General features: G+C 71.3%; 20 protein-coding genes. 10 read left to right on the top strand and 10 right to left on the bottom strand.

The genetic code is table 11. The features are described 5' to 3' along the window. The first annotated feature begins 6 nt into the window (after window positions 1-6). From I8D64_RS01140 to I8D64_RS01130, 3 genes are all read left to right on the top strand, one after another. On the top strand, window positions 7-1,389 hold the full coding sequence (locus I8D64_RS01140; protein ID WP_343068381.1) for a multidrug effflux MFS transporter: 1,383 nt from the start codon (window positions 7-9) through the stop codon (window positions 1,387-1,389). 316 nt (window positions 1,390-1,705) lie between these two features. Further along, window positions 1,706-2,539, top strand: a complete 834-nt coding sequence (locus I8D64_RS01135) for a CPBP family intramembrane glutamic endopeptidase (protein ID WP_200500677.1) — start codon at window positions 1,706-1,708, stop codon at window positions 2,537-2,539. 145 nt (window positions 2,540-2,684) lie between these two features. Continuing rightward, window positions 2,685-3,518, top strand: a complete 834-nt coding sequence (locus I8D64_RS01130) for a GH25 family lysozyme (RefSeq protein ID WP_200500676.1) — start codon at window positions 2,685-2,687, stop codon at window positions 3,516-3,518. 64 nt (window positions 3,519-3,582) lie between these two features. Here I8D64_RS01130 and I8D64_RS01125 read toward each other — a convergent pair whose 3' ends face one another. The 10 genes from I8D64_RS01125 to I8D64_RS01080 all read right to left on the bottom strand — a co-directional run bounded on the left by I8D64_RS01125 (window position 3,583) and on the right by I8D64_RS01080 (window position 13,509). Further along, complete coding sequence (locus I8D64_RS01125) at window positions 3,583-4,398, bottom strand: endonuclease/exonuclease/phosphatase family protein (protein ID WP_200500675.1); 816 nt, start codon at window positions 4,396-4,398, stop codon at window positions 3,583-3,585. Window positions 4,399-4,577: 179 nt separating this feature from the next. Beyond that, entirely contained in the window at window positions 4,578-5,171 is a 594-nt protein-coding gene (locus I8D64_RS01120; RefSeq protein ID WP_200500674.1) for a maltokinase N-terminal cap-like domain-containing protein, read from the bottom strand. Next, window positions 5,172-6,155, bottom strand: coding sequence for a GNAT family N-acetyltransferase (locus I8D64_RS01115; protein WP_200500673.1), 984 nt, complete (start codon window positions 6,153-6,155; stop codon window positions 5,172-5,174). Continuing rightward, a complete protein-coding gene (locus I8D64_RS01110; RefSeq protein WP_200500672.1) occupies window positions 6,152-6,457 on the bottom strand; it encodes a hypothetical protein in 306 nt (101 codons plus the stop codon). Before I8D64_RS01110 ends, I8D64_RS01115 begins: the two co-directional genes overlap by 4 nt. A gap of 149 nt (window positions 6,458-6,606) precedes the next feature. Further along, window positions 6,607-7,467: an ABC transporter ATP-binding protein gene (locus I8D64_RS01105; protein ID WP_246482627.1), complete on the bottom strand. Its 861-nt coding sequence runs from the start codon at window positions 7,465-7,467 to the stop codon at window positions 6,607-6,609. Between the two features lie 5 nt (window positions 7,468-7,472). After that, window positions 7,473-8,423, bottom strand: coding sequence for an ATP-binding cassette domain-containing protein (locus I8D64_RS01100; protein ID WP_200500671.1), 951 nt, complete (start codon window positions 8,421-8,423; stop codon window positions 7,473-7,475). Continuing rightward, window positions 8,420-9,454, bottom strand: a complete 1,035-nt coding sequence (locus I8D64_RS01095; RefSeq protein WP_200500670.1) for an ABC transporter permease — start codon at window positions 9,452-9,454, stop codon at window positions 8,420-8,422. Before I8D64_RS01095 ends, I8D64_RS01100 begins: the two co-directional genes overlap by 4 nt. Before the next feature lies 1 nt (window position 9,455). Further along, window positions 9,456-10,466 (bottom strand): ABC transporter permease, encoded by a 1,011-nt coding sequence (locus I8D64_RS01090; protein ID WP_200500669.1) that lies wholly within the window; start codon window positions 10,464-10,466, stop codon window positions 9,456-9,458. A gap of 9 nt (window positions 10,467-10,475) precedes the next feature. Beyond that, complete coding sequence (locus tag I8D64_RS01085; RefSeq protein ID WP_200500668.1) at window positions 10,476-12,293, bottom strand: ABC transporter substrate-binding protein; 1,818 nt, start codon at window positions 12,291-12,293, stop codon at window positions 10,476-10,478. Between the two features lie 205 nt (window positions 12,294-12,498). Beyond that, the gene (locus I8D64_RS01080) at window positions 12,499-13,509 is read right to left on the bottom strand and encodes a LacI family DNA-binding transcriptional regulator (RefSeq protein WP_200500667.1); all 1,011 of its coding nucleotides are present in this window, start codon (window positions 13,507-13,509) and stop codon (window positions 12,499-12,501) included. Window positions 13,510-13,715: 206 nt separating this feature from the next. Between I8D64_RS01080 and I8D64_RS01075 the strand changes: the two genes are divergently transcribed. From I8D64_RS01075 to I8D64_RS01045, 7 genes are all read left to right on the top strand, one after another. Then, a complete protein-coding gene (locus I8D64_RS01075) occupies window positions 13,716-14,963 on the top strand; it encodes an MFS transporter (protein WP_200500666.1) in 1,248 nt (415 codons plus the stop codon). 120 nt (window positions 14,964-15,083) lie between these two features. Further along, entirely contained in the window at window positions 15,084-16,031 is a 948-nt protein-coding gene (locus I8D64_RS01070) for a PAC2 family protein (protein WP_200500665.1), read from the top strand. Window positions 16,032-16,144: 113 nt separating this feature from the next. Then, complete coding sequence (locus tag I8D64_RS01065) at window positions 16,145-16,882, top strand: TIM barrel protein (RefSeq protein ID WP_200500664.1); 738 nt, start codon at window positions 16,145-16,147, stop codon at window positions 16,880-16,882. A 131-nt stretch (window positions 16,883-17,013) separates the two neighbouring features. Beyond that, window positions 17,014-18,135: a Gfo/Idh/MocA family protein gene (locus I8D64_RS01060; RefSeq protein ID WP_200500663.1), complete on the top strand. Its 1,122-nt coding sequence runs from the start codon at window positions 17,014-17,016 to the stop codon at window positions 18,133-18,135. A gap of 77 nt (window positions 18,136-18,212) precedes the next feature. Then, on the top strand, window positions 18,213-19,379 hold the full coding sequence (locus I8D64_RS01055) for a Gfo/Idh/MocA family protein (RefSeq protein WP_200500662.1): 1,167 nt from the start codon (window positions 18,213-18,215) through the stop codon (window positions 19,377-19,379). Between the two features lie 110 nt (window positions 19,380-19,489). Next, a complete protein-coding gene (locus I8D64_RS01050; RefSeq protein ID WP_200500661.1) occupies window positions 19,490-20,491 on the top strand; it encodes a sugar phosphate isomerase/epimerase family protein in 1,002 nt (333 codons plus the stop codon). A gap of 74 nt (window positions 20,492-20,565) precedes the next feature. Then, complete coding sequence (locus I8D64_RS01045; protein WP_200500660.1) at window positions 20,566-21,210, top strand: TIGR03085 family metal-binding protein; 645 nt, start codon at window positions 20,566-20,568, stop codon at window positions 21,208-21,210. Window positions 21,211-21,253: the final 43 nt, after the last annotated feature.

Below are 21,253 nucleotides of genomic sequence, written 5' to 3'. Positions count from 1 at the left end.
CCCTCCGTGTCCTCGCGCCCCGGCGACCCCGAATACACGTGCACCGCCACCGGCGGACTGCCCACGCTCACCGGCGACGTGCCGACCATCACCGGCGCGGTCCCCACCATCACCTCCGGCATCCCCGTCCTCGAGGACGCGGCGGACCGCGAGCTCGCCCACCTGCCCAGCTCCGAGGAGCTCGCCGGGACCCGCGGGCGCGTCACCGCGCTCGTGATCCTCGTGCTCACCACGCTGAGCGCCATCGGCCCCCTCGCGACCGACATGTACATCCCCGCCTTCCCCGAGGTCACGGGCGACCTGGGGACGACGGCCTCGCGCATGCAGCTCACGATCACCGCGTTCTTCCTGGGCACGGCGAGCGGTCAGATCATCGCCGGCCCGCTCTCGGACCGCGTGGGGCGACGGATCCCGCTTCTCCTCGGCATCTCCCTGTGCCTGACGGCCTCGATCGTCTGCGCCCTCGCCCCGAACGTCGGCGTGCTGCTGGCCTTCCGGGTGCTCCAGGGCTTCGGGGGCGGCTTCGGCATGGTGCTCGGGCGCGCGGTCCTCATCGACCTCACCGACGGGCCGGAGCTGTTCCGGGTCATGAACATCATGCAGGGCGTGGGCGGCATCGCCCCGATCGTCGCGCCGCTGCTGGGCGGGATCATCCTGCTCTTCGGGCAGTGGCGCGAGGTGTTCTGGGGGATCGCCGCGATGTCGCTGCTCTCGCTCGTGGGCACGCTGCTGCTGATCCCCGAGTCGCTCCCGGCCTCGCGGCGCCACAGCGGGGGACTGCGCACCTTCGCCCGCAACTGCGCGATGCTGCTGAGACGCCGTCAGTTCGTCGCCTACATGCTCGTCAACGCCTTCTCGGCCTTCGCGCTCATGGCCTACGTGTCGGCCTCCTCGTTCGTCGTGCAGAACATGCTGGGCTTCTCCTCGTCCGCGTACTCGGTGAGCTTCGCGATCAACTCGATGGGGATGATGGCCATGTCCTTCCTCTCGGCACGCCTGACCCGCAGCATCCATCCGCGCCCGCTGATCCGGATCGGGCTGAGCGTGGTCGTGTGCGCGTCCTTCGCCCTGCTCATCGGCAGCCTCTTCCTCGACACGCCCGCATGGATCGTGCTGCCCGCCTTCTTCCTCACCGTCGCCCCTCAGGGCATGATCTTCGGCAACGGCGGCGCCCTCGCCTCGCGCGCCGCCCTCGAGGTCGCCGGCACGGGCTCGGCGATGCTGGGCCTGGGCTTCTCGATCGCAGCCTCCCTCGCCGCGCCCCTCGTGGGCCTGGGCGGCACCGAGTCCTCGCTGCCGATGGCGATCGTGATGGTCATCGGCTCCCTGATCTCCGTGACGTGCTTCGTGATCGCGGGACGGGGGAGCGGGCGCGAGCAGACCAGCTGAGGCGCGCCTCGGACCCGGCGCCGTGCGACGAAAGTCGCGGACGGACCCCGGCACGGGTCACGATCGGTCGACGGCGCCTGGCCGAGAGGCGGATGCCGGAGGGGACGAGCTCCGGAAGGGTGGAGCCATGACCTCCTCCGATGCACCGCACACCCTTCCTCCGACAGACCGAGCACCCGCCCCATCGGCCGGGCAGACCCCGCCCGCACCCCAGGCGCCGCCTCGGGGCTCGGTGATCCCGGAGCGGCCGTTCGGGGCGCACGTCCGGACGCGCTGGTGGGCACCGATCGCCGTGCTGGTCGTTCTCGTGGTCATCATGTTCTCCACGCAGATCGTCGCGGGCATCCTCTGGGCGATCGGGACGATGGCACTGCAGGGCACGGCGCCGACGGGGCTGGGACTGTCCCCCTCCCTGATGCTGCTGACCAACCTCTGCCTCGCACTGCTGATCCCCGTCTCGCTGCTCGCCCTGCGCTGGATCGCGGGCGTGCCGTGGCGCGCGGCCCTGACCGTCTCGCGCCCCTTCTCATGGGGCCGAGTGCTGCGCAGCGCGCTGATCGTGCTTCTCGTGATCGCGCTCGCCCTGGGCGCCGCCCTCCTCGCGAGCCCGGACCTGCGCGCCGCGGGCACCGTGCAGATCGGAGCCTCGACCCTGCCGCTCGTGCTCATCGCCCTGCTCACCACACCGCTGCAGGCGGCGGGCGAGGAGGTCATGTTCCGGGGAACCCTGCTCCCGCTGCTGGGCTCCTGGATCCGACGGCGCCCGCTGGGGGCGATCATCCTGGGCACCGCGCTCTCGACCGTGCTGTTCGGCCTGGTCCACGGCGCCACCGATCCCTGGCTCGCGCTCTACTACACAGGCTTCGGGCTGTGCGGGGCGCTGCTGGCGATCGCCACGGGAGGCATCGAGGCCTCCATCGCCTTCCACGTCGGCAACAACATGGTGTTCATGCTCTTCGCAGCGCTCACGGTCGGCGACGGCGGGATCGTCATCGACCGCTCCGCAGAGGGCGGCGCCGGCGGACCCTGGGTGCTCGGGATACTGGGGCTCGACCTCCTCGTGGTCGCGGTCCTCGCGGTGCTCGGCCGTCGTCGCACGCGGCGTGAACTGCGTGGACGAGAGGGCGAACAGCCCGCGACGAGCGCGTGAGGACGACGCCGGATCGTCGTCCCGAGGTTCCGGCGAATCCGGCGACACGGGCGCCAGGGGAGTGACCTGGGCCTCCATGGCCGCTACGGTGGCCGGGCGCGGCTCGCTCCGCAGTCGCGACTTCCCCCACCACAGGAGCATCCCCGTGACCCGCTACCTTCCCCGGCACGCGCGTGCCGCCGGCGCCACAGGCCCCTCCCGTTCCCTCCCGTCCTCCGACTCCCGACACCCCGCCTCCCGCCGCGCCCTGCTGCGCGGGGGAGCGGTCGGCGTCTCCGCGCTGACCGTCGGCGGACTCGCGACCGCCCCGGCGCTCGCCGCCTCGATCCCCGCCGGCATTCCCGGCCAGGACGTCTCCACCTACCAGGGCAGCGTCGACTGGAAGGCGCAGATGTCCAAGGGCTCCCGCTACGCCTTCATCAAGGCGACCGAGGGCAACACCTGGCACTCGAGCACCTTCAGCCAGCAGTACAGCTCGGCGACGAAGGCCGGGATCATCCGCGGCGCCTACCACTTCGCGCGCCCCGACTCCGGCGGTCCGGAGAAGCAGGTCGACGCCTTCCTGAACGGCGGGGGAGGCTGGTCGGCCGATGGTCGGACGCTGCCCGGCATGCTCGATCTCGAGTCCGTCTCCGGCGTGCCCGCGAACTTCGGGCTCAGCCAGAAGGAGCTGCAGACGTGGATCTCCGGCTTCATCTCGGCGTACAGGAGCGCCGTGGGCCGTCGGCCGATGATCTACACCAACGCCAACTGGTGGGACAAGTACGTCGGGGACTTCGCGCCCGCGCACACGCCGATGCAGATCGCGTACTACAGCTCGAAGAAGCCGACGAACCTGCCCGGACGCTGGTGGGACTGGGACATGTGGCAGTTCTCCGACTCCGCGCCCTTCGCGGGCGACTCGAGCGTCTTCCAGGGCTCTGAGAGCGCGTTCACCTCGTTCGTCTCCGACAAGGACTACGCGCCGCGCGGGATCTGATTCGATCGCCGCTCTGGGCGCCCGACGGGCGTCCGACCCTGATCCGCCCGGGCCGCCGCGAGGCTCAGCCCAGACGGATCAGTGCGTGCAGGGGCGCATGGTCCGAGGGCGCGGGGCGCCCGGCGGGGACCGCGCCGATGCCGATCTTCTCCGCGTGGACATCCGGGGAGGCGAGCATCCAGTCGATGCGCTCGGCGCCCTCGACCGGAGGCCCGTAGTCGGGGAAGGATCCCCAGGCGGGCGTGGCCCGGCGGTCGGCGGACTCCCAGAGGTCGACGAGCGGGCCCCGGGCGACGAGCGCCTGCCAGGCAGGGGAGAGCGCAGGGGAGTTGAAGTCCCCCGTCACCAGGATCGGCAGCTCGGCGAGCTCCGGGCTCGTCACGAGGCCCGCGAGGAGCCCCGCGCTCCGTACGCGCGCCTCCTCCACCTCATGGTCGAAATGCGTGTTGACGTGCACGAACACGGTTCCTGTGTTGGCATCGCGGAAGCGCGCCCAGGTGAGGATCCGAGTGACCTGGTTGCCCCAGGTGCGCGAGCCGACGAGCCGCGGCGTGTCCGAGAGCCACAGCTGGTCCCAGGCCTCGAGGTGCAGGCGCTCGGCATCGAAGAAGATCGCCGCGTGCTCGCCGGCGCTCCCGCCCTCGCGTCCGGAGCCGACCATCCGATGGGCGGGCAGCGCGCGCTGGATCACGGGCAGCTGGGGGAATGTCCCTTCCTGGACGCCCAGGAGCGTGGGCTGCTCGGTGCGCAGCAGGGCGTCCAGCAGCGGCGCACGGTCCGGCCAGTGGTCGCTGTCGCCCGGTCGCGTGTCGTCGGACGCCATGCGGATGTTGAAGGACATCAGGTGCAGGTGCTTCGGGTCGGCCGGGCCGAACAGCATGCGGAGTCTCCTCGTCGAGGTCTGCGGGTTCTGAGTGTGCGGGGTCTGCGTCTGAGGGTTCTGCGGTGGGTTCCCATGCGCGGGCGTGCGGCAGAGCCTACGTGGCGAGCACCGTGCGGAACGCCGATAATGCACGTTATGTAAAGTATACCGGAAGAGGCGCGACGGACCTTCGCTGCTCAGTCCCCGTCGTACGCGGCGATCACCCCGCTGCCCTCTCCCCAGTCGGCGACCAGACGGACGACGCCGTCGAGCCCGCCGATGCTCTGCGCGATCGTGAACGACGCACCGTCGTCCTCAAGCTGCCCGAGCCGCGGCGCCTGCGCGCCCGCATCGATCTCCAGTCGCAGATCGACGGACTGGGCGCGATGCTCCACGAGCCGGTCGCCGTCGTACACATCGAGCTCCGTCTGCTGCTGCTCGCCGCACAGCGCGCGCCAGAACGCGTCGAGCGCGACCTCGTCGTCGAGGGCGTCGAAGACGAAGCGCGTGCCGAGCACCGAGTGCTCCATGGTCGCGACCGGCTCGGCGGACTCGTCATCGCCGTCGAGGGCTTCGATCGGCGCGGAGCGGTACGTGAGCGGCAGGTGGTAGACCGTCTCCCCCGTGCGCACCAGATGGCACTCGATACCCACCTGGCCTGCGGGATCATCGAATCGGTAGGCCCCGATCACCGTGAGGTCCTCGCCCTCGAGCCAGCCGCGGGAGGCCAGCAGGTCGTGCAGGATCTCGGTCTTCGAGGGCGTCAGCTGCGCCCTGTGGATGATCGCCATCTACACAGCCTCTTTCTGCAGATCTTTACTGTACAGCGTAAATTCTTTGTCCCGAGTGAAGCCGAGACGCTCGTAGAGCCGCCCTGCCCCGGTGAGGCTCGCGCCGTCGACCTCGAGCTGGACGTCGTCGAACTCCCCCGACGCCGCCGCGAGGCGCAGGGTGCGGGTGAGCACGGCGGTGCCGATCCCCCGTCCGCGGGCCTCGGGCCGGGTGCCGACCAGCGCGATGTAGAGACGGCGGTCCTCCCACACGTCGGTCATCACGTAGGCGAGGACGCGCCCCTCTCCGTCCATCGCGATCGAGGAGAACTCGGGACGACGGGTCGAGGCGCTCCACATGTGCGCCCAGCGCTCCGGGGACGAGGGCGCCGAGCCCCAATGGTCGGCGAAGGCGGCCACGTGCGCGGCGTGCACGGGCTCGGCGTCCGCGTCACCGGGAGTGCGCAGATCGACGCCCGCGATCGACGGCGAGGGGGCCACCTGCTCCCCCGGCAGCTCGCGCAGCATCTCCAGGAAGGAGCGCACGGGTGCGAAGCCGCGCGCGGTGAGCAGCGGGCGCACGTCCGCGCCCTCGAGCCCTCCGCCGACGTGCATGTGACCGGCCCGGCCGGGGTGCTCGGCCGCCGCGAGGCTCTCGGCGATCTCCTGCTGGGCGTCGAGGATCCGGCCACCGATCCCCCGGCCGCGGCGGGACGGGTGCACTCCTCCCGGCAGACGGCAGCGCGCACGCCCCTCGCGATCGGGCTGCGCGGCGACGTCGACGCAGCCGTAGGCGATCAGGCGGTCGCCCTCGCGCACCGCGATCGACTCGCGGTCGAGATCCGTGCCCGGCGTCCCGAGGAACTCGCGCGTCGACGCGAGGGAGATGGTCTCGCCGGTGCCGTCGGCCTCGCCGATGGCGTTCATCAGCGAGCGCAGCTGCTCGACGTCCTCGAGGCGCAGTGTGTCCCAGGTCAGGTGATCGATCTCGGAGGTCGCGGTCATGGATTCCTTCCGTTCTCGGCGTCGAGGATCCGACGGAGTCGCGCGTGCTCCTCGGGGCCGATCTCCCCGAGCGCGAGGCGCCGATCGAGGATCGCCCGGGGGTCCTCCGACGCAGCACCGGGCGCGGGGGCCGGACTCCCCTGCCGCGGGGGCGACCACGAATCCTGCGGCGCGGCCGACGGCGCGGAGCGGGAACGCCTCATCAGGACGAGGACGAGGGCGACGACCGCCGCGATCACCAGCAGGGGCAGGATCACGAAGACGACGAGGACGATGACATGCCATGGCTTGATCGCGCCCACGGTGCGACTCCTCTCCCCGGGTCGACGCCCGCCGAGGGCGTCCACCCCAGCCTATCGGCGTGCGGTGAGGCGAGGCACGCCCGGTGCGTCCGTCCGCGCCCGCGTGCCTTGCTCGGGCGCTGCGCCCGGTCGCTGCGCTTGAGCGCTGTTCAGGCGCTGCGCTTGAGGCTGCCCTTGAGGTCGGGGACGTCCGCGAGCAGTCGCTTGGTGTAGTCGCCGTGGGGGTCGAAGATGACCTCCTCCGTCGTGCCGCGCTCGACGACCCGGCCGTGCTCCATCACCGCAACGCGGTCCGCGAGGTAGCAGGCCTGGCCGATGTCGTGGGTGATGAACAGGACCGTGAGCCCGAGGTCGTGCTTGAGGTCGTGCAGGACGTTGAGGACGTTCACGCGCAGGGTCGCATCCAGCATGCTCGTCGCCTCGTCGGCCAGCAGCACGGTGGGCTTCATCATCAGCGCGCGGGCGATCATCACGCGCTGGCGCTGCCCGCCGGAGAGCTGGTGCGGGAACTTGCCCATCGCCTGGTCGGGCGTGAGGTCGACATAGCCCAGGCACTGCTCGATGAGGTCGTCGGCCTCGTCCTTGGGGACCTCCGCCAGGTGCAGGCTGCGCCGCAGCAGCGAGCCGACGGTGAAGAACTGGTTGAAGGAGGCGAACGGGTCCTGGAACACGGCCTGCACCTCGCGCCAGTACCCGCGCAGGTGACCGCCGTGCAGTCGCGTGACGTCCTGGTCGCGGAAGGTGATCGTGCCCGAGGTGACGGGCATCAGCCGCAGCAGCATCCGGGCGAGCGTCGATTTGCCCGACCCGGACTCCCCCACCACCGCGAGCACGCTGCCGGCGGGGAACTGCAGGGAGACGTCATCGACCGCGACGACCTTCCCGCCCGCCACGCTGAACTCCTTGGTGACGTTCTCGCAGGCCAGCACGGCCTCACCCGTCACCACGCTGTGGCTGAACATGTCATCGGTCCGGTCGCCGGCAGCCTCGGCCGTCGTGATCTGCTCCATGGCGCTCACGCCTCTCGCTCAGGGGTCGGGGCCGGCGCGGGGCTCGGGGCCGCAGCGGCCGACGGCGCCGTCCCGCGCGCCCTGGCCTGCCCGCGCTGCCGGGTCTCCTCGGTGGGGTCGAGCACCGAGGAGAGCAGCTTCTTCGTGTAGGGGTGCTGCGGGTCGTGGACGAGCTGCTCCGTCGGCCCGGTCTCGACGATCCTGCCGGCGTTCATGATCGCGAGCCTGTCGGAGACCTGGGAGAGCACCGGGAGGTCGTGCGTCACGAAGACGACGCCGGACATGATGCCCTCCTCGACCATCGCGAGCAGCATCTCCACGAGCATGCGCTGACTGGAGACGTCGAGCGCGGAGGTCGGCTCGTCGGCGATCAGCAGGCGCGGGTTCAGCAGGGTCGAGATCACGGTGATCACGCGCTGCTTCATACCGCCGGAGAGCTGGTGGGCGTAGGAGTCGAGCACCCGCACGGGAAGCTCGAGCATCTTCAGCCTGTCGCGCGCGAGGTCGAGCGCCTGGTCCTTGGTGACCGAGTGGTCGTGCGCGCGCATCACGTCGTGCACGAGGGAGCGGATCCTCACCGTCGGGCTGATGGCGTTCATCGCGCCCTGCGGGAGCATCGAGACGGTGCCGCCGCGGTACGGGCGCTGGCGCTTGACGTCGGCCGCGCCGTGAACTGTAGTGAGGTCGATGTCCTGCCCGTCGATCTCGAGCCGTCCGCCGAGGACGTAGAGCGGAGGGGTCGCGATCATCGCGAGCGAGTTGCCCAGCGTGGTCTTCCCGCACCCGGACTCGCCCGCGAGCCCGAGGATCTGCCCCTCCCCCAGCTCGAGGGAGACGGCGTCCACGGCGGTGAAGTCCTTCTCGCCGCCGCCGTAGACGGCGGTGACGTCGATGGCGCGGGCGAGGATCCCCTCGTGGCGGGAGGGGGTCTCGGGGGCCGGTGCGGCGACGCTCATGCGACGCCTCCTTCCTGGATGCCGCGGCCGGCGGCCGGGACCGCCGCGCCCTCGGGGTCCTGTGCGTCGTCGTCCTGCTCGCTGCGGGAGGCTGCGAGCGCACGGGCGTCCGCGGCGCGGCGGGCGGCGGCCTGCTTCATCTGCCGGCGCTTGCCACGGCGCAGACGCGGGTTGAAGACCTCGTCCAGGCTCGCCTGCAGCAGCAGGAAGCCGAAGGACACGAGGGTGAGGATGATGGTCGGCGGCAGGAACGCCCACCAGGCGCCGCTCGCGACGGCCTGGAAGGCGAGCGCCCAGTGCAGCTGGGTGCCCAGGGAGTTCGCGCCCGACGGGCCGAGCCCCAGCATCGACAGCGCGGCCTCGGCGAGGATCGCGCCGGAGACCTGCAGCACGAAGGCCATCACCGTGTACGACAGGATGTAGGGCAGCACGTCCCGCAGCAGGATCGAGGGCAGTCGCGAACCGGACAGCCGGGCGACGTCGATGTGCTCACGGGTCGCGACGCTGCTGGCCTGTGCGCGCACGGCGCGCGCCGTCCAGGGCCACGAGGTGATGCCGATGACGATCGCGAGCGACCAGATGGTGCTCTGGGGCAGCGAGATCGAGATCAGGATCAGCACGATGATCGAGGGGATCGCGAGCACCACGTTGGTGACGCCCATCAGGAGCTCCTCGAGCCAGCCGCCCACGAATCCGGAGATCAGCCCGATGGCCACGCCGATCGTGGTGGCGACGATGCCGGCGACGAGCCCGATGATCAGCGAGGTGCGGGTACCGGCCATGAGCACCGAGACCACGTCGTGCCCGAAGTTGTCGGTGCCGAAGAGCAGGCCGTTGCCGGGCGGGTCGTAGAGGGACCCGACCTTCTCGCCCGGACCCGTCGGGTAGACCCACCCGGCCATGCCCAGGACCACCACGAAGGCCACGAGGACCAGGGCGACCCAGAACCGGGTGGAGAGGTTGATGCTGCGGAACGGATTGGACCGCGGCGCGGCCTTCTCGTCGGTGAGGGGAGCGTTCGGTGCGGACATGTCACTTCTCCCCTGTGGCCGCCGCGCGGATGCGCGGGTCGACGATGCCATAGACGATCTCGACGCAGAAGTTCGCCACCAGCACGGCCACCGTGATGATCAGGGTGATCGCCTGGATCACCGGGTAGTCGTTGTTGGAGATCGCCGTGAACAGCAGCGTCCCGACGCCCGGATAGTTGAACACCAGCTCGGTGATCAGGGCGCCGCCCACGAGCGTGCCGATCGACAGGGCGAGGCCCGTGATCTGCGGGAGCATCGCGTTGCGGAAGATGTACTGGGTGATCTTGTTGTCGCCGATGCCCATCGCACGGGCGTAGTTCACGTAGTCCCCGCCCAGCTCGTAGATCGCCATCGAGCGCATGCCCACCGCCTGGCCGCCAATGAAGACGACCACGAGCGAGAGGAACGGCAGCCAGTAGTAGCTGAGCGCGTCCATGAGGAATGACGGACTGAGCGAGGGCGTCTCTCCGAGCGAGTACGCGCCGCCCACGGGGAACACGCCCGCGACCACGGCGAGGCCGTAGAGCAGCAGGATCGACAGGCAGTAGTACGGCATGGCCGAGAGGAACAGCGAGGAGGTGAACACGCTGCGGTCCCAGTTGCCGCCCCGGAAGGCCGCGACGGCGCCGACCAGGTTGCCCAGCAGCCAGCCGATGATGATCGCGGGCAGCTGCACGGCGATCGACCACGGCAGGGCGTCGCCGATCAGCGTGTTCACCGAGGTCGGGTACGAGCCGAAGGACGTGCCCAGGTCGCCGCTGAACACCTTGCCGAGGTAGGTGAGGAACTGCTGCCACAGGGGCTGGTCCAGACCGAACTCGGTGACGAAGCTGTCGTAGATCTGCTTCTGCTGCTCACCCGTGATGGAGCCGCCGCGGGTGAGGTTGGAGACGATGACGTCGACGGGGTTGCCCGGGACGAGCCGGGGCAGCAGGAAGTTCAGGGACACTGCTGCCACCAGCGCGACCAGGTACCACATCGTCTTGCGTGCGATGTAGCGTCCGAGCTTCACGGCGGTGCCTCAGCCGCCGATCTTCTGGATCTTGAAGATCCACTCGTTGCCCGCGCCGCGGAACATCGGCGGCGCGTAGTCGTTCTTCTCGGTGGGCCAGTTCGACCAGTTGCTCGCGTTGAACTCGAAGAACTCGTCCGGCCGGTACATGAGCGGGAACGCCGGGACCTCCTTGCGGAAGAGATCGTCGAGCGCCGTCAGCGCCTTCTTCTTGGTGTCGTCGTCCGCGGCTGCGGCGGCGGCCTCGAGAAGGTCGTTGACCTCGTCGTTCTCCCAGCGTCCATAGTTGCGATAGGCGGTCTTGCCCAGGTCGGCGAGCTCCACGTTGCTCATCACGTCGCTGAAGCGCTGCCAGGGCGTGGCCGGGTTCGCGCCGGCGACGTACCAGCAGGCGAGGTCGAAGTCGCCGTTCTGGATGGACGTCGTCACCTGCGCCTGCTGCGGGAAGTTCGTGGCCGCGGAGATGCCGACGGCCGTGAAGCTCTTGGCCACGATCTCGAGCGCCGCGTTCCAGTCGGTCCAGCCCTGCGGGGTGATGAGCTTCCAGGGGCCCAGCTTCACGCCGTCCTTGGCGTAGATGCCGTCCGAGCCCTTCGCGTAGCCGGCGTCGGTGAGGATCTGCTCGGCCTTCTTCGGGTCGTAGCTCCAGCCGTCGGCCTTGGCCTTGTCTTTGTCGATCCACTCCGACTCGGCGCCCTCGGGCAGGATCAGCGAGGCGACGACGTCGGGCGAGTAGCCGGACATGGCGGTCTCGGCGATGGAGGCGTAGTCCACGGCGTAGGCCATGGCGCGCCGCACCTCGGGATCCTTGAGCCCGTCCTTCGTGGTGTTGATGAGGAACATCGGCATCGAGCCGGCCACGAAGTAGGGCTCCTCCTGGAGATAGGTGCCGACGGGCTTGCCGGAGTCCCACATCTTCGAGATCTGCGGGATGAACTGCTGCATCACGTCGAGCTCGCCGTTCTGGAACTTCAGGTTGCCGTCCTCGTTGGACTTGAAGATCGGGTGGATGACCTTCGTCGGCGCGGGCAGGCCGCCGTAGAAGTCCTTGCCCCAGTACTTCTCGTTGCGCGCGAGGATGATCTGGGTCTGATCGGCTTTCTCGAGCGTGTACGGGCCCGTGCCCATGCACTCCTTGGTCTCCCAGGAGGCGAGCTTGTTGCCGGTCTCCTTCGCTGCCTTCTCGAAGACGGCCTTCGGCACGATGAACTGCTGGGCGAGGGTCGCGAGCACCATGCCGACGTTCTTGCGGTCCTTGTTGACCGCGATGCTGATCGTGCTGCCGTCGGCGGTCATCTCGTCGACCTCGACCCAGAAGGAGGCGACGCCCAGGCTCTCGTCGATCTTGCCGAGCTCGAAGGTGTACAGGACGTCGTCCGTCGTGAACTCGGTGCCGTCATGCCAGGTGATGCCGTCCTGGAGCGTGAGCGTGATCGAGGACGTGCCGTCGACCTCGTACTTCGCCGCCAGGCCGGGCTTCAGATCACCGGAGACGATGTCGTAGCGCAGCAGGGTCTCGTAGACGTACTGGGCGACGTTGCCGGAGGCGGGCCATGCCGGGGCTCCGGCGAAGGTGTTGAAGTTCGTGGGCGGGCTCCACTGGAAGCCGGCGATGAACAGCTGGTCGGCGGCGTCGCCGCTGCGGCCCTTGCCGGCCATGCCGTTGTTGCCGACGCCGACGAGCTCGTCGGAACCGCCGGACCCTCCCCCGCTCTTGCCGCCGCAGGCGGCCAGGGCGAGGACGCCGCCGGCCGCGCCGGAGGCGGCGAGGAACCCGCGACGGGTGGAGCCGGACAGGGTGCGCTGGGATGAATCGAGGTGGGACATGGTGACCGTGGCCTCTCAAGGATCGGCCCCGCCGTTGGAGCCGCGGATCCGCCTTGATCCGATGGCTCCAGAATCTAGGCTGTGCCGCCCGTCACCGCACCGAATCCGGGGTCACGAACTAATAACGATCGCAACCGGTTTCCGTGACCTGCGCGACTCTGCGCGTTCCACCGCTCGCGAGCGCACGGGCGCTCAGCGGATCCGCTCAGCTGCTTCCGCGCTCCACGACCGCTCCCGGATCCGCGACCACGACGCCCGCCGGCCCCTGCTCGGCGAGCTCCACGAGCAGGCGCGCGAGCTGCCTGCCGTTCTCGCCCACGTCCCGGCCGAGAGCCGTGAGCGGCGGATCGGTGACCGTGCACAGGATCGAGTCCTCGAGCGCGGTGACCGCGAGATCGCGCGGAACGGCGAGGTCGGCCCCGCGGAGCTGCACGAGCAGCTGCGCGGCCAGCAGCTCGTTGTCGACGATGACGGCGCGGCAGCCCTCGTCCTCGTGCAGGGCCAGGATCTCGCGACCCCAGCGCGCGACGGACGCGCGCCGATAGTCCGAGGTGAGCACACTCGCCCCGATCCCGCGGGCCGCGCAGATCTCCTCGAAGGCGCGACGACGGCGCGCCACGTGCAGGAACTCAGGGGGGCCCGCGATGTAGGCGATGCGCTCATGGCCGCCCCCGGCGCGGGAGGCGAGGTGCTCGAGCATCGTGCGCATCCGCTCCTCCTCGTCCACGAGCAGCATCGCGATGCCCGCCCCCAGGTCCTCGCAGGCCATCGCCGCCGTCGGCACTCCCGCGTCCGCGATGACCGGGATCCGGGGGTCGTCCACCCGCGCGTCCATGAGCACGATCCCGTCCACGCGCCGCTCGGCCGCCCAGCGCTCGAGCAGCGCCGCCTCGGCGCCCACGTCGGGCACGATCTGCATGAGCAGCGCGCGGTCGCTGTGCGAGAGCTCCTCCTCCATCCCGGCGACGAACGCCATGAAGAAGTTCTCCGCGCCCACGGTCTCGCTCGAGCGCGCGATCGCGAGACCGAACACCCCGGTCGCCGAGCGCGAGAGCGCCCGCGCGGCGTACGACGGCTTCCACCCGAGGTCCTCCGCGGCGGCGACCACCCGCTCCCGCGTGGCCGCGGAGACCCCGGACCGGCCGTTGAGAGCCTTGGAGGCCGTCCCCTTGGAGACTCCTGCCTCCCGTGCCACATCGCTCAGCGTCGAGCTCATCGAGATCGCCTCCTCCCCGTCCCCTCGTCCGCGGCGCCCGGAGGGCACCGCTCGGGGGTTACCGTATGCGCTCGCGCGCCACGAGGGAGTCCGGATCGGTTAGGAGAGCGGTGTCCCGGCCACCGGGGCACCGCGGACGGGGACAGCGGCGGTGCCCCTGTCGACCGGGCCTCGACCCGAACGGAGCGCTCCGTATCGTTCTCGGTGTGAGCCGCTGCCTGATCCCCGCCTCCGCCCTCGTCGGCGGACTGCAGCTCGCCCTGCTGAACCCGGTGATCGCACTCCTGCTCTCCGCGCTGTTCGGCGCGGACCCCGGACAGGTGGGCCTCGTTCTCGCGATCATGAACGCGAGCGGCTTCCTCGCAGCGCTCGTGATCCCCGCGTGGGCGGATCGTCGGCGCGACTACGCGGGCCCGATGATCCTGTGCGCCGCGCTCACGCTCGCCACCGTGCTCAGCCTCGCCGCGACCACGAGCCTCACCGTGGCGGGCATCGTGCTCGTGGTGCTCGCCGGGCCCGCCGGCGTGTGGTCGGGGATGCTCTTCGCGCTGCAGCGCTCCGAGGGGTCGAGCGCCGAGCAGGTGGTGCGCACCCGCGCCGTGTTCTCGGTGGCATGGGTCGCCGGTCCCCCGCTCGCCACGGGCGTGATGACCGGCTTCGGGGATCGCGCGGTGCTGCTGCTGATCGCCGCCGTCGCTCTCGGGTCGCTCGCCCTCAGCATCGCGATCCGGACGAGCCTGCGGCGCGCCGCCGCGCGCACGGAGCCCGCGGAGGGCGAGGGAGCGACGGGGCGGGCCGGCGGCACGGGGCCCGGCCACGGACCGGCCGGGCACGGGTCCGCCGACGACGGGCGGGCCGACGAGGGGGCCGCAGCGGCACGCGCGCCGGCCCGCCGGCTCGAGCTGGTCGTCGTGGTGCTCGCGATCACCGCGCTGCAGGCGGGGAACGCAGGATCCGTCACGGCGATGCCGCTGCTGGTCACCGAGCACCTGCACCTCGCCACGGTCTGGGCCGGCGTCGCGCTCGGGGTCTGCGCCGCGCTGGAGGCGCCCGCGCTGCTGCTGCTCGGCCGACTCACCCGTACGATCCGTCCGACGACGCTCCTGGCCGCCGGCGCCCTTCTCTCCGCTCTCTACTATGCGCTCGTGCCGCTGCTCGCCTCTCCCCTGGCGCTCGTGGCGCTGCAGATCCCCAACGCGCTGGGAATCGCGGCGCTCACCGGCGTCGGACTGGCGTGGATGCAGGAGGCGATCGACCGGCCCGGCCTCGCCTCGGGCGTCTACCTGAACTCGCGTCGCGCGGGCGCGATCCTCACCGGTCCCCTGCTCGCCCTGGCCGCGCTCGGCGCGAGCGGGTACGGACTCACGTTCTGGGCCTTCGCGCTGCTCGCGGCGGTCGCCGCGCTCGCGATCCGGCTCGTGGGCGGCCGCGAGGCGGCGCCGTCGGCCCGATGACTCCCGTCTCACACCCCGCGGGCCGCGGGACCGGAATACGGGATCCGCCGAGGACGTTGACCTGGACATCCGCATCGACCGCGCCGGCATCGACCGAGCGGCAGGACCAGGAGGCGCACCATGGACCCGACAGCACTGTTCAGCTACGAACGCCATGTCGACTCGCGCGCGCTGCGCGGCCGCACGCTCGTGGTCACCCTGGGTGCGTTCGGCGACGCCGGCCATGCCCAGCGGCTCGTGGACGACCACCTGCTGAACACCCTGGAGAACAGGGTCGTGGGCCGTCTCGACATGGACCAGGTCCACGACTACACGGGGCGCCGGCCCTCGATCACTCTCGAGCGCGACGAGTTCGCCGAGTACGACAAGCCGGAGATCCTGCTGCACGAGGTCACGGACCCCAGCGGCGAGACGTTCTTCCTGCTCACCGGGCCCGAGCCGTCGTTCCAGTGGGAGCGGGTCGCCTCGTCCCTGCGGATCGTCGTCGAGCAGCTCGGCGTCGAGCGCACCCTGGTCGCCCAGAGCTTCCCCGCGCCCGTGCCCCATACGCGCGCCCTGCAGGTCAGCCGCTTCGCCGGCGATCGCGCCGACATCTCCCGCCCGCACCCCGTGCCCGCGACCTTCCGGCTGCGCGCCCCGTTCACGGCGCTGCTGACGATGCGTCTGCACGAGGCGGGTCACACGGTGGTCGGGATCGCCGTGCAGGTCCCCCAGTACCTGCACGAGCTCGAGTACCCGGATGCCGCGATCTCCCTGCTGCGCGCCGTCGGCGAGGAGGGCGGGCCGTTGCTGCCGGCCGGCGCCCTCGAGCCGATGGCCGAGACCGTGCGCGAGTCGATCGCCCAGCAGGTCGAGGCGTCCCCGCAGCTCCAGGAGATGGTCTCCTCCCTCGAGGAGAACGTGGACCGCATGGGGATCTCGGGCGCGCTCGACGACACCGACGTCCCCGATGCCGAGGAGATCGCCGCCGAGGTCGAGAAGTTCCTGCAGGGGCTCGACGACGGCGACGGCGCCACCGGCGAGGGCCCCGCGGACGGCGACCCCGGGCACGACGCGCCCGAGGCCTGAGGACCGCGTCGCGGGCGGTCGTTGTGGCATGCCCCTCGACCTCGTAGGCTGGTGATGCGGCGCACAGGAAACCGGTTGCTGCCGCGTCACCGCACCGCGTCGAAGGAGCCCCCGTGCAGATCTCCGTCCAGCTCTACAGCGTGCGCGAGGCCCTCGCCGCCGATCCGGCCGGGACCCTCGCGCGTCTTCGCGACCTGGGCCTGACCCGCGTCGAGCCCTTCGGCCTCGCCGAGCACGCGGACATGCTGCGGGAGCACCTCGGCGCACTCGGCCTCAGCGCGCCGACGACGCACGCCGATGTCCTCGGCGCAGAGGACCAGCGGGCTCTGTTCGCGACCGCCGCCGAGCTCGGCATCGGCACCGTCATCCAGCCGCACCGCGATCCCGCGCTGTGGACGCAGGAGGCCGACATCCGGCGCACGGCCGAGCTGCTCGACGCCGCGGCCGAGGTCGGGCTCTCCGAGGGCGTGGCCGTCGGCTATCACAACCACGGCTTCGAGGCCGAGCCCGTCTTCGCGGGCCGCACGGGCGTCGAGGTCCTCGACGAGGCGCTCGGAGCGGACGTCGTGCTCGAGGTCGACACGTACTGGGCGGCCGTCGGCGGATCGGATCCCGTCGCGCTGCTCGCCGCGCTCGGCGACCGCGTGCGCGCCGTCCACCTCAAGGACGGCCTGCGCGACGGGCGCAAGGACGCCCAGCAGCCGCTGGGCCGCGGCGAGATCGACGTCGACGCGATCATCGCCGCCTCGCAGGAGGCCGGGCACCTGGGCGTCATCGAGTTCGACGACTATGCAGGCGACATCTTCGAGGGCATCGCCGCCTCGCTCGCGCATCTCGACCAGCGGCCCTGACCCTCCCCGCCGCACTCGCAGGACCCGCAGCAGCGTCAGCACCCACAGGACCGGCAGTACCCGCAGCACCCGCAGCACCCACCACCCATCAGCACGGCCGACCGGCCGGCAGAACAGAGGAGAGAACGAGCATGAGCGGAACCGGACGCGTCGGAGTCGGGATCATCGGAGCGGGCACCATCTCCGCCCAGTACCTCGAGCACCTGGGATCCTTCCCCGACCTGGACGTGCGGGCGATCGGGGACATCGTCCCCGAGGCCGCCGCGCAGCGCGCCGAGGAGTTCGGCGTCCCCGCCTTCGGCGGACCCGACGTCGTCCTGGACGATCTGGAGATCGAGATCGTCGTGAACCTGACGATCCCCGCCGCCCACTTCGAGGTCTCCGAGCAGATCCTCGCCGCCGGCAAGCACGTGTGGAGCGAGAAGCCCCTGACCACGGACAGGGAGAGCGCCGCCGCACTGCTCGCGAGCGCGAAGGAGAAGGGGCTGCGCGTGGGCGGCGCCCCGGACACGGTGCTCGGCGCCGGGATCCAGTCGACCCTGCGGCAGATCGCCGACGGCGCGATCGGCGAGCCCCGCTTCGGCCTCGCCCTGTTCCGCGTGCCCGGGCCCGAGTCCTGGCACCCCAACCCCGCCTTCCTCTTCGCGCTCGGCGCGGGCCCGCTGTTCGACATCGGCCCCTACTACCTCACCTCGCTCGTGCTCGCCCAGGGCCCCGTCGCGTCGGTGACGGCCGTCGGCACGCAGGCCGTCCCGGCGCGCACCATCGGCTCGGGCCCGAAGGCCGGCCAGGACTTCCCCGTCGAGGTCCCCACCCAGGTCAGCGCTCTGCTCTCCTTCGAGAACGGCACCACCGCGACCGTCATGCTCACCTTCGACTCCGGCGCCGCCTACCCGGCCGAGCTCGACCTCACGGGCTCGCTCGGGACGATCGCCGCACCCGACCCGAACGTCTTCGAGGGCGCGAGCATGCTCTCGCTGCGCGAGGAGGCGGGCGCGGGCGGCGACACCTGGAAGCCGCGGCCCGAGAGCGGCCCGGCCACCGGGCGAGGGCTCGGCACCCTCGAGATGGCGCGCGCGATCCGCGCGGGCGTCCCCCACCGCCTCACCGGCGAGCTCGCCGCGCACGTGCTGGACGTGATGGTCTCGATCGACGAGGCCGTGGCCACGGCGCAGCCCGTCGCCGTCGCCTCCACGACCGTCGTCCCCGAGCCGCTTCCCGCCGACTTCGACCCGAGCGCCGCAACGCTCTGAGCCGAGCCGGGCGGCGCACGGCAGCGCACGGACGGGCACCAGCGACCATCAGCGAGCACCAGCGGAGGAGAGCACGCATGACCACCCCTGACCAGGATCCTCGAGCGGACGGGGAGCGCCCGCTCGGCATCGCCCTGATCGGCTACGAGTTCATGGGGCGCGCCCACTCGCAGGCCTGGCGCACACTGGGCGCCGCCTTCGACGGTCCCCCGGTCGCCCGCCGGGTGATCGTGGGACGCGACGAGCGGAAGGTCTCCGAGGCGGCGCGCCGCCTGGACTGGGAGGGGTACGAGACCGACTGGCGGCGCGCGATCTCGCGGGACGACGTCGACATCGTCGACATCTGCACCCCGGGCTTCCTGCACGCGGAGATCGCGATCGCCGCGCTCGAGGCCGGCAAGCACGTCCTCTGCGAGAAGCCCATCGCGAACGACACCGGCGAGGCCGAGCGGATGGTCGCCGCTGCCGACGCCGCCCGGCAGCGCGGCCAGGTCGCGGCGCTCGGCCACACCTACCGCCGGGTGCCAGCTCTTGCCCAGGCGCGACGTCTCGTCAAGGACGGGCGCCTGGGCGGGATCCTGCAGGCCCGCGCGAGCTACCTGCAGGACTGGCTGGTCGACGAGAGCGCCCCGATGAGCTGGCGGCTGCGCCGCGAGACCGCCGGGTCGGGTGCCCTCGGGGACATCGGCTCCCACGCGATCGACCAGATCCAGTTCCTCACCGGGATGCGCGCGACCTCGGTGCGCGGGCGCCTCACCACCGCGGTCCCCGAGAGGCCCGGGGAGGACGGCGCTCTCGAGCCGGTGACGGTCGACGACGCGGCGTGGGCGACCCTCGAGCTCGAGGGCGGGGCGATCGCCTCGATCGAGGCCAGCCGCCTCGCGACGGGCCGCAAGAACGAGCTGGTCGTGGAGCTCTACGGGACCGACGGTGCGCTGCGCTTCGACCTCGAGGCGCTCAACGAGCTCTGGTTCCTGGACCGTACCCTCCCGGTCGCCGAGCAGGGCTTCACGCGCATCCTCGTCACCGAGCCCGAGCACCCCTACCTCGAGGGCTGGTGGCCGCAGGGCCATGCGCTGGGATGGGAGAACGCCTTCACGAACCAGGCGCACGACCTGCTGCGCGCGATCTCCGGCGGCGCGCCCTTCTCCCCCGACTTCGCCGAGGGCCTCGCCCTCCAGCGCGTGCTCGACGCGGTCATCGCCTCCGACGCGGCCGACGGGGCGAGCACGCCCGTCGGCTGATCGCCGCCGGGGAATCCCCGACGGCCGACATCGCCCCAGCATCATCGGCCCGAAGCACGGCCCCACCATCCACCGAAGAACGCACCGTCCGATCCGAAGGAGCATCAGACATGCCTCAGCCGCACACCCTGTTCACCGGCCAGTGGGTCGACCTCACGCTCGAGGAGGTCGCGCGGCTCGCCTCCGGCTGGGGCTACGACGGCCTGGAGATCGCGATCTCCGGCGAGCACCTCGGCGCCTCCCGCTGGGACGACGAGGAGTACATCGCCGAGCGCAAGGAGATCCTCGACCGCTACGGGCTGAAGGTCTGGACGATCTCCCACCATCTCGTGGGGCAGGCCGTCTGCGACGATCCGATCGATTTCCGCCACCAGGGGATCGTGCCCTCGCGCGTGTGGGGGGACGGCGACCCCGAGGGCGTGCGTCAGCGCGCCGCCGAGGACATGAAGGACGCCGCGCGGCTCGCGAGAGCGCTCGGCGCGAACACGGTGACGGGCTTCACCGGATCCAGCATCTGGAAGTACGTGGCGATGTTCCCGCCTGTCGGCGCGGACGTCATCGAGAAGGGCTACGAGGACTTCGCCGAGCGCTGGAACCCGATCCTCGACGTCTTCGAGGAGTGCGGCGTGCGCTTCGCCCTCGAGGTCCACCCCTCCGAGATCGCCTACGACTACTGGACCACCGAGCGCACCCTCGAGGCGATCGGGCACCGGGAGTCCTTCGGACTGAACTGGGATCCCTCGCACATGATGTGGCAGCAGATCGACCCGGTCTCCTTCATCACCGATTTCGGCGACCGGATCTACCACGCCCACTGCAAGGACGTGCGCGTGCGCATCACCGGGCGCAACACGCGCCTGTCCTCCCACCTGCCCTGGGGCGACCCGCGCCGCGGCTGGGACTTCGTCTCCTTCGGGCGCGGCGACGTGCCCTTCGACGCGTGCCTGCGGGCACTGCGGTCCGTCGGCTACGACGGACCGCTCTCCGTCGAGTGGGAGGACGCGGGCATGGACCGCCTGCACGGCGCCGCCGAGGCCATCGAGCACCTGAAGTCCCTGGACTACCCGGTCTCCGACGCCGCCTTCGACGCCGCCTTCAGCAACCAGGAGTGAGGACCCCGCGCGCGGTAGGCGGACACACAGGGCGCACCCGGCGTCCGCCGATCCCCCGCGCCTATCATGGCGGCATGTCCCCCCACTCCGAGCCCCTGGCCCGCCACGAGCGCGCGGCCCTGGCCGACGACCTCGTCTCCTTCGGGCCCGACGCCCCCACCGTGATCGACGAGTGGGACGCGTCCGCGCTCCTCGAGCACCTGATCCTGCGCGAGCAGCGCCAGGACCTCATGATCGGCCCGAAGCTGCCCGTCGGCCCGATCGCCGACCGCTCGTACGCCGCCCTGCGCCGGCTCCAGGAGCGCACCTGGGCCGACCGCGTCGAGATGCTGCGCAGCGGCCCGCCGCGCTTCTCCCCGTTCCGCCTCGTCGACTCGCTCGCCAACACCATCGAGTACCTCGTCCACCACGAGGACCTCCTGCGCGCACGCCCGGGATGGGAGCCGCGCACGCTCTCCGAGGCCCATGACCAGGAGCTGTGGACGCACCTGAAGCGCATGGCGCGCCCGCTCGTGCGCACCGACGTCGACGTCACCCTCGTCTCGCCGCTCGGCGGAGTGCGCGTGCCGTCGAAGGATCCCATCGGCTCCGTGCGCGTGCACGGCAGCCCGACCGAGCTGACCCTGTGGGCCTTCGGCCGCGATCGCGTCTCCCGCGTGCGCATCGAGGGCGACCCCGAGGCGCTGCTCGTGCTGCGTCGGGGCGACCGCGGGTTCTGAGCCCGGCGCACGGGCCCCTCGGGGTCCGTGCGCGCCCGGCCCG

It is taken from the genome of Brachybacterium halotolerans, assembly GCF_016623465.1.
GTDB lineage: Bacteria > Actinomycetota > Actinomycetes > Actinomycetales > Dermabacteraceae > Brachybacterium > Brachybacterium halotolerans.
This window is presented reverse-complemented; position numbering and strand designations above follow the sequence as displayed.